The following is a 12,395-nucleotide window of genomic DNA, read 5'->3' on the forward strand; positions in this document are numbered from 1 at the left end:
CCCGCCTATGGCCCGAGACAAGCATTCGGGCCTTGTTTCTTACTGGATGCCTCATGAAAACGTCTTTCAAGCTGTTCGCCTCTCTCGCCCTGTCCCTGGTCGCGGGCCTCGCCCATGCCGACCGCCTGGAGGACATCAAGAAGTCCGGCGTGCTGACCATCGCCGCCTTCGACAGCAACCCGCCTTTTGGCTTCGTGGACGCCAAGACCCGCCAGATCGTGGGCCTGGACGTGGACTTCGGCAAGGCGCTGGCCGACAAGCTGGGCGTCAAGCTCGCCATCCAGCCCACCAACCCCGCCAACCGCATCCCGCTGCTCAGTTCCAAAAAGGCCGACCTGGTCGCGGCCAACTTCACCATCACCGAAGAGCGCGCCAAGCAGATCGATTTCAGCATTCCCTACTTCGCTTCCGGCCAGCAATTCATCGCCAGGATAGGCACGCTGAACTCGCCCGAACAGCTCAACTCCCTGCGCATCGGCGTGGACAAGGGCACGACCAATGAAATCGTGCTGCGCGAGAAATTCCCCGGCGCCACGCTGGTCGCCTACGACGACACGCCCTTCGCCTTCACGGCCCTGCGCAACGGCAACGTGCAGGCCATCACGCAGGACGGCCCCAAGCTGATCGGCCTGCTGGCCAACGTGCCCGACAAGGACAAATACGAAATCCCCGCCTTCTCCATCTCGGACGACCTGATCGGCATCGGCATCCCCAAGGGTGAAGACAATCTGAAGAAATTCGTGGACGCCACCTTGCTGGAGCTGGAGCAAAGCGGCAAGGCCGACGAGATCTACAACCGCTGGTTCGGCCCTGACACCGCCACGCCGCTGGCCCGCCTGTACAAGATCGGCCAGGACAAGTAAGCCGCTCTGCGCTGACCGGACACACTGTCCACCCCGGCCCGGCCGGGCGTGGGCGGCGTCTTTTCCATCGGGCGGCTGCGGCGGCCCTGCTCTCTTATCATCATGTTCGCTGTCTCCGACTGGCTGGCGCCGCACTATGTGGGCTGGCTGCTGAAAGGCTTCTACCTGACCTTGTGGCTGTCCGCCCTGGTGTCCGTGGTCGCCACGGTCCTGGGCTTTTTCATCTGCCTGGGGCGCCTGTCGCGCCGCCGGCTGCCCTCATACCTGAGCCGCGCCTACCTGAGCCTGTTCCGCAACACGCCGCTGCTGATCCAGCTGTTCTTCTGGTATTTCGGCGCGTCCGGCCTGATGCCCGAACACTGGGTCGCCTGGCTGAACACGCCGCACCGCATCGAGCTGGCAGGCGTGCCGCTGTCCTGGCCCAGTTTCGAGTTCCTGGCCGCCCTGTGGGGATTGAGCCTGTACACGGCGGCCTTCATCGCCGAAGAGCTGCGCTCAGGCGTGCAAGGTGTGCGTGCCAGCCAATGGGCGGCCGCCCGCTCGCTGGGGCTGGCGGACTTCCAGATCTGGCGCTGGATCATCATGCCCCAGGCACTGCGCAACGCTTTTCCTTCGTTGCTGGGACAGTACATGAACACCATCAAGAACACCTCGCTGACCATGGCCATCGGCCTGGCCGAGCTGTCCTATGCCTCGCGCCAGGTGGAGACCGAAAGCCTCAAGGCCTTCCAGGCCTTCGGCGTCGCCACCGCGCTCTACATCCTGGCCGTCGCCCTGGTGGAAACGGGCGGGCAATACCTGCAGCGGCGCCGCTATCAGGTATGGGGAGGGCAGCGATGAACCTGCACGTCATCCAGGACAATCTGCTGTACTTCATGGTGGGCGCCTGGCCCCACGGCCCGCTGGGCGGCGCGGCCCTGACGCTGATCCTGAGCCTGAGCAGCGCCCTGGCCTCCGCGGTCCTGGGATTGGCGCTGGGCGTGGCGCTGTCGCTGACGCGCGGCCTTGCGCACCAGGCCCTGGTGCTGGTCCTGGGCTTTTTTCGCGCCATTCCCGTGCTGATGCTGATCTTCTGGACCTACTTCCTGCTGCCCATGCTGTTCCAGATCGACATACCGGGCACCGTCACCGTGGTCTGCGCCCTGTCGCTGATCGGCGGCGCCTACCTGGCCCATGCCGTTCATGCGGGCATACGCAGTCTGCCCGCCGGCCAATGGCAGGCCGGCCTGGCCCTGGGCCTGACACGCCGCCAGCTGATGCGCTGGATCATCCTGCCGCAGGCCCTGCCCATCATGCTGTCCTCCTTCATCAACCAGTGGGTGGCCCTGATCAAGGACACTTCGCTGGCCTATGTGATCGGGGTGGCGGAGCTGTCTTTCGTCGCCACCCAGGTCAGCAACCGCGAAATGATCTATCCCGTGGAAATCTTCCTTTTCGTGGCCCTGGTCTACTACCTGTTCTGCAGCGGCCTGCAAGCCCTGGCCGACCTGGCGGCGCGGCGTTGGCAGCCTGGACGGCAAGCGCGGTAAGAGCCGCGGCAGCCTGTATTTCCTCCCGGGAAACGAGCTTCTGCCAGCGTCGTCAAACTCTCCTCATGACAAAAGTACGCATGGACAAACACTTGCTCGCCCCGCTGTCTTGAAAAGCCCCTTCGGGCATGCTGGTTCCTGGTTTTCACCCCTTCAGGAACCACCTCATGTCCCGTTACGACACCTTCTACCGCAGCCTGTTTGATGAACCACTGGTGCTGCACGACTTCATTGCCCACTGCCTGCCCGATGAACTGGGAGAGCGCATCGAGCAGGATTCACTGCAGTCGCTGAGCATCTGCTTTTCCCAGGCGGATCGGCCTGCGCGACAAGCCGACATGGCCTGGAGCCTGTCTTTGAAAGGCGGCCAGCGCCTGCTGCTCTTGCTCGAGCACCAATCGCGCAGCGACCGCTCCATGGCGCTGCGCATGCGCAGCTACAGCACCCTGTTGCACGAACGGCATCATCACAACGAGCCCACTGCGCAGCTGCCGCCCATCCTGCCCGTCGTCCTGCACACGGGTGATACGCCCTGGAGCGCGGCCACCGACGTGCAGACCCTTCAGCTCAACATTCCTCCGTGGCTGCAACGCTACAACCCGGCGCAGGCTTTCCTGCTGATTGAGCAGAAACAACTGCTTCTGAACCAGTCCTTGCCGCCCCAGGCCATCATCACCCCGATCTTCCGTTTGCAGCACCTGCAAAGCATGGACGAGCTGCGGGAGTGTCTGCACACTATTGCCAGGCTGACCCATCCCATCGAGCATGCACGGCTGCGCCGCCTGCTCAGCAGCTGGGTCCAGCATGTCGTGCTCCCTTTGCACCTGCCCCACCTGGATACGCCCCTGATCCATTCTTTCGAGGACATCGACGCCATGATCAATTACGAGGCACGCAACTGGGAAGTGCGCTGGATGAAACAAGGAGAAGTCCAAGGCGAACGCCTCCTGCTGGAACGCCAGCTGCAGAAGCGCTTCGGCGCTCTCGACGACGCGACGGGTCAACGCTTGAAGCAAGCCAGCCGCGAAGAGTTGGAATCCTGGTCCCTGAACTTGCTCGATGCCCGGGCCCTGGAAGACGTGTTTCGCACCTAGGCCTGAAGCCCCCCCATGCCGGGCGGGCTCAGATGCCGTAGCGGTCCCGGTAGGCCTTGACCTGCGGCGCATGGGCGGCCAGGGTCTGGTCGTCGGCGAGCAGATCCATGATATCGGCCAGCGATGCAATGCTGATCACGGGAATGCCGTAGGCCTGCTCCACTTCCTGCACGGCGGAATGAGCCGACAGCGCATCATCGGCGCCCGCGCGCTCCATGCGGTCCAGGGCGATCAGCACGGCGGCCGGCTCGGCGCCGGCGGCCTTGATGATCTGCATGGATTCGCGCACCGAGGTGCCGGCGGTGATCACGTCATCGATGATCACGACCTTGCCCTGCAGGGGCGCCCCCACCAGCGTGCCGCCTTCGCCATGATCCTTGGCTTCCTTGCGGTTGAAGGCGAAGGGCACGTCACGGCCATGGGCCTGGGGGTGCTCGGCCAGGGCGATGGACGTTGCGGTGGACAAGGGAATGCCTTTGTAGGCGGGGCCGAACAGCATGTCGAAAGGCACGCCCGAATCCAGCAGGGCCTGGGCATAGAAACGCGCCAACTGGCCCACGCTGCGGCCGGTGTTGAACAGGCCGGCATTGAAGAAGTAGGGGCTCAGACGGCCGGACTTGACCTTGAATTCACCAAAGCGCAGCACGCCCTGTTCCAGGGAGAAGCGCACGAAATTGCGACGATTATCTTGTTTGGCCGACATGACAGAATAGGTAATTGAAAAAACAGCACCTATTTTACAGACTTGGCGGCGCGCGTCCTGTCCTGGCCGCCGAACCATTCCAGCAGGAAGTCGATGAAACTGCGCACCTTGGGCGTCAGGTAGCGGCGACTGGCGTATACCGCATGCAGTTCCTGGGGCGTCTGCCGGTAATCGGGCAGCAGCTGCAGCAGGCGGCCGCTGGCCAGATCGTCGGCCACCAGCCAGTCCGGCAGGTAGGCCAGGCCCAGCCCCTCCAGCACGGCGTAATAGGTCAGGTTGGTGTTGTCGGACTTCATCGCCGGGCGAAAACGCAACAATTCGCGTCCTTCAGGACCGATGAACTCGAACCCATCCTGATGCAGATAGCTGGGCGTGACCGCGGCAAGCCGCATCACGTCCACCGAGGTCAGCGGCGCCCCATGGCGCGCCACGAAAGCAGGCGAAGCCACCAGGTGGAACTGAATGGGACAGATATGGCGCGCGATCTGATGCGGCGAAGGCTCGCGCGTGACCCGCAAGGCCAGGTCGAACCCTTCGGCCACCAGATCCACTTTGTGGTTGCTCAGGCTCAGGTCCAGGACGACGTCAGGAAAGCGCTTCTGATAAGCGCTCAGGATCCGCGCCACCTGGGCGTTGGCGAACCACACCGGCGCCGTCACGCGCAGCACCCCTTGCGGGCTCTGCTCCGAGCTCAGCAAGGCTTCCTGCCCTTTCTGCAAGGTATCCAGGGCCATCAGGCAGTAATCGAAATAGGTCTGGCCCAGTTCGGTCAGGCTCAACCTGCGGTTGCTGCGGTTGAGCAGGCGCGCGCCCAGCTGCTTCTCCAGATGCGCCAGATGCTTGCTGACCATGGGCGCGGACATGTTCAGCCGTTGCGCGGCGGCGACGAAACTGCCTGCCGCCACGATCTCCCTGAACACCCGCAGGCTTTGAATGGTATCCATGATTTCCTTTTAAGAAATCAATTGTTAAAAAAACCGCTAGTCATTTCCTGATAGTAATTCAATAAGCGTTCAACATGCACCGACCAAGGGCATCCACAAGCTCAACCGTGGGCAGGGCCGACAATAATCGTCATACTATGGCCAGGCTCCCGTTCAGAAGCCTGGTCTACTGCCCTGTTCCATCGATGCCTTCATTTCTACAAAGGAATCATCATGAGCGCAGTTACTTCCCAATGGTCCCCCCGCGTACTCAGCATCCTGCGCATCGTCGCCGGCTATGCGCTGTTCACACATGGCTCGGCCAAACTCCTGGGTTTTCCCAAGGTGGACATGTTCGCCAACCTGCAGATCGCCTCGCTATATGGCGTGGCCGGGATTCTGGAATTGATCCTGGGCGCACTGCTGGTCATCGGCCTGTTCTCGCGCTTCGCCGCCTTCATCGCCTCGGGCCTGTGCGCCGCCGCCTATTTCATCGGCCACGTCAGCGCCAGCACCTTCTTCTTCCCCTTGCTCAATGGCGGCGAAGCCGCCGTCCTGTTCTGCTTCATCTTCCTGTATCTGGCCGTGGCCGGCCCCGGCTCCTGGAGCGTGGACTCGGCCCGCAACGCCGCCTGACCGTCCTTTCTTCTGAACGCCTCCCTGCCCGCTCGGGCAGGGGCAGGAGCCATTCATGAGCATGCCTACCTATTTCATCTCGCATGGCGGCGGACCCTGGCCGTGGATGCCCGAAGCCCAGGCCATGTACGCGCCGCTGCGCGCCGCCCTCAAGGATATACCCCGCCAGTTGGGACGCACGCCCAAGGCCATGCTGATGGTCTCGGCGCACTGGGAAGCGCGCGGCGACCATCTGCTGGTCGCCTCCGCGGAGCGTCCCGAGATGGTGTACGACTACTACGGCTTTCCGCCCCACACCTACGAGATCCGCTATCCCGCGCCCGGCAATCCGCAATTGGCCGGCCAGGTGCGCGAGCTGCTGCAATCGCAGGGCCTGCCCACGCGGGAAGATGCGCAACGCGGCTTCGATCATGGCGCCTTCGTGCCGGCCTACTGCATCTATCCCCACGCCAACGTGCCCATGGTGCAACTGTCCATCCATGGCGGCTACGATCCTGCCCTGCACTATTCGATCGGCCAGGCCCTGGCGCCCTTGCGCGCACAGGACATCCTGATCATCGGCAGCGGACTGAGCTATCACAACCTGCGCAATATGGGCGCGGGCGGGGTGGAGCCTTCGGCGCAGTTCGACCAGTGGCTGGACCAAAGCCTGTCCCTGGACGATGCGGACCAGCGCCGTCAGGCCCTGCTGGACTGGGAACACGCGCCCGCCGCGCGCATCGCCCATCCCCGCGAGGACCACTTGGTGCCCTTGATGGTGGCGGTGGGCGCCGCCCACCACGAAGCGGCCCATCGTTTTCATCACGAGACCCAGGCCTTCGGCGGCCTGACCGTCTCCAGCTACCGTTTCGGCCAGGCCTGACGGCGAACCAGCGCGCCGCCACCTGACGCGGGGCGGCAATACGGGTTAAAGTGCTGACGCTACAAGGAGAATACCGCCGTGCTACGCGTCACATCATTAAACGTCAACGGCATTCGTGCCGCCTTCCGCAAGGGCCTGCCCGCCTGGCTCCATGCCCAGCAGCCCCACATCGTGTGCATGCAGGAAATCAAGATCAGCGCCGCTGACCTGACCGACGACATGCGCCACCCCGGCCAGTACGAAGGCCATTTCCACCACGCCCAGAAGAAAGGCTACAGCGGCGTGGGGCTCTACCTGAGCCCGCGCGCCGAGGCCGTGACCGAAGGCATGGAATGCGAAGAGTTCGATGCGGAGGGCCGCATCCTGCGCGCCGACTGGAACAAGCTCAGCGTGATCAGCGCCTACCTGCCTTCGGGCTCTTCGGGAGACGAGCGCCAAAGCGCCAAATATCGCTTCCTGGACCACTTCGAGCAATGGATCGGGGATCTGATGCGCGAGCACCGCGAGACCGGCCGGGAATTCATCATCTGCGGCGACTGGAACATCGCGCATCGCGAAGCCGACCTGAAGAACTGGAAAGGCAACCTGAAGAACAGCGGCTTCCTGCCGGAAGAGCGCGCCTGGATGAGCAAGGTGCTGGAGGAACTGGCCTGGGTGGACGTATACCGCAGCCTGCATCCGGATACCACGGATGAATGCTATACATGGTGGAGCAACCGCGGCCAGGCCTGGGCCAAGAATGTGGGGTGGCGCATTGACTACCAGATTGCCACCCCGGGTATTGCTGCCACGGCCTTGAAGGCCTCGATCTACAAGGAGGAGCGCTTCAGCGACCACGCTCCCCTGACCATCGACTACGACTGGGCTCTGTAAAGACGGGCGGGTTTTTCAACCTGCCTGCTCCAGCATGTAGCGCACCACGCCGCGCAATTGCTCGTCGCTGGCCTTGGCCGCGCCGCCGCGCGGCGGCATGGCGCCCTTGCCCTTGAGCACCACGTCCATCAGGGCGTCTTCGCCCTGCTCCTTCAAAGGCGTCCAGCGCGCCTTGTCGCCCAGGCGAGGCGCGTTGGCCATGCCCGAAGCGTGACAGACCATGCAGGACGAACGGTACAGCTTGACGGCCTCGTCCTGATTCGCCTGAGCCGCCGGCACGGCGGCCATGACGGCCAGTCCGGCCAGCATGGTGGACACAATGGTGGCTGGACGATGACGGATTTTCATGTTCTTCTCCCTAGAGCGGGCGGCATGTCCTCATGCCGCCGCGTTGCTTGCCGAGTTAGTCTCAGGCCTTGATGGGGCCGGGAGGGCTGACCTGTTTCATCAGGTCGTCGTTCCATTCGCCTTCCACCAGCACGTGGCCGGCCGCGCCCAGTTCGAACGCCTCGATCAGGTTGTGATTCACGTAGGCGTACACGCCGGGCTGCCTGAAGGTGTAGAGCGCCGCGCCCGCCGAGCCGCCGCGGATGAACCAGGTTTCCAGGTTCTTGGCGGGCGGATCGTCGAACTTGCCCAATTCCCAGACCCAGTCGCCGTGGCCGCCGATCAGGTGCGGCCGGGTGTCGCGGTTGGCCTGCGAGTGGATGAACAGCACCGTCTCGCCCACCTTGGCCTTCATGGCGCCATCGCCCGTCAGGGAGCCGACCTTCCCGTTGAACACCACATGGCTGGGGACCAGGCCGCGCATGGCCTCCGCCGTGTCGCCATAGCTTTCCGCCGCCGAGGCGTACTTCTTGAAGTTGCCTTTTTCATCGCGCGGGATGTACAGGTCGAATTCGCCTATGGTGTAGGCGCGGTCGTAATGCAGCGGATTGCCGGACGAATCCTTCAGGCCGTCGCGCGGCAGCACCATGACCGTGCCGTGCATGCCCGCCACCACGTGCCAGGCCACCGAGCCTTCGGGTGCGCAGTGGTAGATGAACGTACCGGTGCGATCGGCCTTGAAACGCAGCGTGACCTGCTCGCCGGGGTTCACATTGGTGAGCTTGCCGCCGCCCAGCGCGCCCGTGGAGGCGTGGAAGTCGATGTTGTGCGGCATGGTGTTGGTGGCCGCGTTGATCAGGGTCAGTTCCAGGTAGTCGCCTTCATGCACCACCATGGTGGGGCCGGGCATGGAACCGTCGAACATCATGGCGTGCATGGTGGTGCCGTCGCGATCGACGACGATTTCCTTTTCCTGGATGGTCATGGTGAACTCGACCACGCGCGGTTCGGGGCCGACCTTCTGTTCATGCGGATGCACCATGGGCGGCGCAACCAGGTCCACCTTGACGCGCTTGAGCTTGGCAATTTCCGCTTCGGTGCGCGGCGCCAGCCAAGGCGCCGACTTCCTGGGCGCCGCGGTCTCGCGCGCCTGCACTTGCGCCGCCAGCAAAGTCGTTCCGGCTGCCACGCCCAGGCCAGCGCTCTTCAAGAAATGACGACGTTCCATAGTACCTCCCGGTTTATCCAGGCTTGCAGCCTGTCGATTAGTGTTCTGCGGGTTTTGCAGTCCATGGCTGTATTGCACCGCATCCGCCGATTTCGCTCTTTGCTGCAGCTCAAACAGCACCACTTTTCCTTGACGTAGGTCGCGCCTCAAGCGGGCGCCTTCCACCTCGGGCGGCCCGGCGGCCACACAAAGAAAACCGCCCGAAGGCGGTTTTCCAGACTGGCCGTCAGGACCGGATCAGCGGGCCGATCCCGTTGCCGAGCCGGCAGGCAGGGCGCTCTGGCCGCGGCGTCCGGCCCAGATGCGCACGAACACCTGCTGGAACACGAGCAGCGCGCCGGCGATGAAGACCACGTCGCCCAGCGTGCGCCACCAGCGCAGCGACTGCAGGATGGGCTGCTGCATGAATTCCTCGCTGCGGGCATACCACATGCCCTCGGAAATGCTGGCCCAGGCCTGGATGATGCCCACGGGCAACAGGCTCACGAACATCATCAGCGCCAGACCGATGTTCAGCGTCCAGAAGCCCCAGCTCATCAAGCGATCGTTGAAGCGCACATGGGGTGCCAGATAGCGCACCACCAGCAGCACGAAGCCCAGGGACAGGAAGCCGTACACCCCGAACAGCGCGGCGTGCGCATGCACCGGCGTGGTGTTCAGGCCCTGGATGTAGTAGAGCGAGATGGGCGGATTGATCATGAAGCCGAAGACGCCCGCACCCAGCATGTTCCAGAAGGACACGGCCACGAAGAACATGACGGGCCAGCGCAGGTCGCTCATCCAGCCGGCGCGCTCCTGCAGCTTCCAATTGCTCCAGGCCTCGTGGCCCAGGATGATCAGGGGCACCACTTCCAGGGCGCTGAAGGTCGCACCGATGGCCATGATGGGCGTGGTCGTGCCCGAGAAGTACAGATGGTGCAGGGTGCCGGGCACGCCGCCCAGCAGGAACATGGAAGCCGCGGCCAGGCTGGCGACGGTGGCGCTGCGGCGCGTCACCAGGCCCAGGGCGGTGAAGATGAAGGCCAGCGCCGTGGTGGCGAACACTTCGAAGAAGCCTTCGACCCACAGGTGCACGACCCACCAGCGCCAGTATTCCATGATGGTGATGCTGGTGTGCTCGCCATAGAACAGGCCCGAACCGTAGAACAGGCCGATCGCCACGGTGGATGCGGCCAGCAGCATCAGCAGGTGGTTGTCGCCCTTGTTGCGACGCAGGGCGGGCATCATGCCGCGCAGCATCAGCACCAGCCAGAAGGCCAGGCCGACGAACTTGATGATCTGCCAGAAGCGGCCCAGGTCCACGTATTCATAACCCTGGTGGCCGAACCAGAAGTTCAGTTCGGCGGGCAGGATGTGCTTGATGGCCAGGTAGTTGCCGGCAAAGGAGCCCAGGAACAGGACCACCAGCGCGCCGAACAGGATGTCCACGCCCAGGCGCTGGAACTTGGGGTCCTCGCCGCCGTTGATGATGGGCACCAGGAACAGGCCCGCCGCCAGGAAGCCGCTGGCGATCCAGAACAGCGCCGCCTGGATATGCCAGGTGCGCGTCAGGGCATAGGGGAACCACTGCGAGACGTCGATGCCGTAGAAGGTCTGGCCTTCCACCGTGTAGTGCGCCGTGAAGCCGCCCAGAAACACCTGCAACACGAACAGCGCGACGGTCAGGAAGGCGTATTTCTTCAGGGCGCGCTGCGAGGGCGTCAGGCGCACGCTCAGCACGGGGTCCTGGGCAGGCGCCTGCGGCAGGGGATCCTCCTTGTGCAGGAAGGACCAGCCCCAGACCAGGAAGGCGATGCCCGCCAGCAGCAGCACGACACTGACGACCGACCAGACCACATTGGCGGTGGACGGATGATTGTCGATCAGGGGTTCGTGCGGCCAATTGTTGGTGTAGGTCACGTTCGTGCCGGGACGCTCCGTGGCGGCCGCCCAGGACAGCCAGAAGAAGAAGCGCGTCATGTCCTCGCGGCGCTGCAGGTCCGGCAGGGTGTTGTCCTTCATGGCGAAGCTGGCCCGGGTGTTCTTCAGCTCGGGCGCGTCGCCGAACAGGTCGATGTAGTACTGCGCGGTCTGCTCGATCGCCTGGGCGCGCCGGTCGCTGATGCGCAGCTCGCCCGTGGCGGCGTCCACCCGGTTGCCGCGATACTCGTCCTGCAGCTCCTGGCGCAGATTGGCCTGCTGGGAGGACGTCAACTGCTCATAAGGCAGCGCATAGGCCTGGCGAGCGGCCAGGTCCAGCCAGGCCAGCGCCTCGCGGTGCAGCCAGTCGGCGCTCCAGTCGGGCGCCTGGTAGGCGCCGTGGCCCCAGATCGAGCCCAACTGCATGCCGCCGGTGCTTTGCCAGGCGGACTGTCCGCGCTCGATCTGTTCCTGCGAGGTGAACAACTTGCCGTCCTGGGTCAGCACCTTGACGGGCATGGGCGGCGCCTGGCGGTAGACCTCCACGCCCGTCCAGCCCAATATCGAGAACGTCACTATCAGAACTGCCAGCAACGCCAGCCATAAACCCTTGTAACTACGCATGACCGCCTCCGTGAACCCGTTCGGTCGAGTTCTTGAACAAAATATTGTTTTCCAGATGGATGTGTTCCATCAGGTCCTGCCGGAATTGCTCCAGCCCGCCGTACAGGGCGCGCCAGGTCGTGCAGGCGTCCTGCGGCAGTTGCAGGTCCTGGGTGAGTTCCAGCACGTCCTCCAGGCTTTCGCCGTGCTGCTCGTGCTCCAGCCGCATGACGGCGATGGGGCTTTGCGCCATGCTGTCCGAGCCGTGCGTCAGCATGGGAAACAGCACGCGCTCTTCCTTGTGCATGTGGCTTTCCAGTTCCTGCTGCAGGGACTCCAGCACGTCGGCCAGCCCCGCCGGGCAATGGGGATGGTCCTGGTGGCGGACTTCGACCCGGCGCGCCAGGCGGATCAGCTCGGGCAGTTGTTCACGATGGACGTCGTGATAGCGCTGGACCAGGTGAGCGATCAGTTGCGGGACCGGAACCTGGCGCCAGTCCTCGCCGTCCTCCCTGGCCTGCTCCTGCAATTGCTTGAGTGCCTGGACCAGCCCGGCCGTGTCGACGGACCGGCGCTCGGCCGCCTCGCGCAGGCTGACGTGCCCGCCGCAGCAGAAATCCAGCCTGTGCTGGTGGAATACACGGGTCGCCCCTGGTATTTCGCTGGCCAGATCGCTCAGGCTGCGCCCCAGAAGTTCAAGTGTCATGCCGCACTCCTTGAAAAAATGATTGCATTGCGTTCAAAGCAAGGAGCATGCCAACCTGGATTGATCTGGATTAAAGGGCTTTCCGGCCAGCCACGGTATAAATGACCCACCGAAAAACGGGTACTTTCCACCATCAGGGTAATTTTCAC

At 63.8% G+C, this 12,395-nt stretch carries 14 protein-coding genes; 7 read left to right on the forward strand and 7 right to left on the reverse strand.

What is annotated here, in order from left to right; translation table 11 throughout:
* Positions 1–53 precede the first annotated feature (53 nt).
* The 4 genes from ACWPWO_RS13800 to ACWPWO_RS13815 all read left to right on the forward strand — a co-directional run bounded on the left by ACWPWO_RS13800 (position 54) and on the right by ACWPWO_RS13815 (position 3,486).
* Positions 54–863, forward strand: a complete 810-nt coding sequence (locus tag ACWPWO_RS13800; RefSeq protein ID WP_454007057.1) for an ABC transporter substrate-binding protein — start codon at positions 54–56, stop codon at positions 861–863.
* Positions 864–965: 102 nt separating this feature from the next.
* Entirely contained in the window at positions 966–1,703 is a 738-nt protein-coding gene (locus ACWPWO_RS13805; protein ID WP_454007058.1) for an amino acid ABC transporter permease, read from the forward strand.
* Complete coding sequence (locus tag ACWPWO_RS13810; protein WP_454007059.1) at positions 1,700–2,392, forward strand: amino acid ABC transporter permease; 693 nt, start codon at positions 1,700–1,702, stop codon at positions 2,390–2,392. The genes ACWPWO_RS13805 and ACWPWO_RS13810 overlap by 4 nt, the downstream gene beginning before the upstream one ends.
* Positions 2,393–2,559: 167 nt before the next feature.
* The gene (locus ACWPWO_RS13815) at positions 2,560–3,486 is read left to right on the forward strand and encodes an Rpn family recombination-promoting nuclease/putative transposase (protein WP_454007060.1); all 927 of its coding nucleotides are present in this window, start codon (positions 2,560–2,562) and stop codon (positions 3,484–3,486) included.
* Positions 3,487–3,514: 28 nt separating this feature from the next.
* Here the strand turns inward: ACWPWO_RS13815 and pyrE are convergent, their stop codons facing one another.
* Both pyrE and ACWPWO_RS13825 read right to left on the reverse strand, forming a co-directional pair.
* Positions 3,515–4,189: an orotate phosphoribosyltransferase gene (gene pyrE, locus ACWPWO_RS13820; RefSeq protein WP_454007061.1), complete on the reverse strand. Its 675-nt coding sequence runs from the start codon at positions 4,187–4,189 to the stop codon at positions 3,515–3,517.
* Positions 4,190–4,218: 29 nt separating this feature from the next.
* The gene (locus ACWPWO_RS13825) at positions 4,219–5,133 is read right to left on the reverse strand and encodes a LysR family transcriptional regulator (RefSeq protein WP_454007062.1); all 915 of its coding nucleotides are present in this window, start codon (positions 5,131–5,133) and stop codon (positions 4,219–4,221) included.
* 213 nt (positions 5,134–5,346) lie between these two features.
* On the opposite strand from ACWPWO_RS13825, the gene ACWPWO_RS13830 reads away from it, so the two are divergent.
* The 3 genes from ACWPWO_RS13830 (at position 5,347) to ACWPWO_RS13840 (ending at position 7,483) form a co-directional block, all read left to right on the forward strand.
* Positions 5,347–5,748 (forward strand): DoxX family protein, encoded by a 402-nt coding sequence (locus ACWPWO_RS13830; RefSeq protein WP_454007063.1) that lies wholly within the window; start codon positions 5,347–5,349, stop codon positions 5,746–5,748.
* Between the two features lie 55 nt (positions 5,749–5,803).
* Entirely contained in the window at positions 5,804–6,610 is an 807-nt protein-coding gene (locus ACWPWO_RS13835; protein WP_454007064.1) for a DODA-type extradiol aromatic ring-opening family dioxygenase, read from the forward strand.
* A gap of 78 nt (positions 6,611–6,688) precedes the next feature.
* Positions 6,689–7,483: an exodeoxyribonuclease III gene (locus tag ACWPWO_RS13840; protein ID WP_454007065.1), complete on the forward strand. Its 795-nt coding sequence runs from the start codon at positions 6,689–6,691 to the stop codon at positions 7,481–7,483.
* A 15-nt stretch (positions 7,484–7,498) separates the two neighbouring features.
* Here ACWPWO_RS13840 and ACWPWO_RS13845 read toward each other — a convergent pair whose 3' ends face one another.
* The 5 genes from ACWPWO_RS13845 to ACWPWO_RS13865 form a co-directional block, all read right to left on the reverse strand.
* Positions 7,499–7,831, reverse strand: coding sequence for a c-type cytochrome (locus tag ACWPWO_RS13845; RefSeq protein WP_454007066.1), 333 nt, complete (start codon positions 7,829–7,831; stop codon positions 7,499–7,501).
* Between the two features lie 61 nt (positions 7,832–7,892).
* Positions 7,893–9,038, reverse strand: a complete 1,146-nt coding sequence (gene nirK, locus ACWPWO_RS13850; RefSeq protein ID WP_454007067.1) for a copper-containing nitrite reductase — start codon at positions 9,036–9,038, stop codon at positions 7,893–7,895.
* 237 nt (positions 9,039–9,275) lie between these two features.
* Positions 9,276–11,561: a nitric-oxide reductase large subunit gene (locus ACWPWO_RS13855; RefSeq protein WP_454007068.1), complete on the reverse strand. Its 2,286-nt coding sequence runs from the start codon at positions 11,559–11,561 to the stop codon at positions 9,276–9,278.
* On the reverse strand, positions 11,554–12,246 hold the full coding sequence (gene ytfE, locus ACWPWO_RS13860; protein ID WP_454007069.1) for an iron-sulfur cluster repair protein YtfE: 693 nt from the start codon (positions 12,244–12,246) through the stop codon (positions 11,554–11,556). The genes ACWPWO_RS13855 and ytfE overlap by 8 nt, the downstream gene beginning before the upstream one ends.
* Entirely contained in the window at positions 12,243–12,395 is a 153-nt protein-coding gene (locus tag ACWPWO_RS13865) for a hypothetical protein (protein WP_454007070.1), read from the reverse strand. Before ACWPWO_RS13865 ends, ytfE begins: the two co-directional genes overlap by 4 nt.

The sequence above is a fragment of the Alcaligenes sp. Marseille-Q7550 genome (assembly GCF_965112015.1).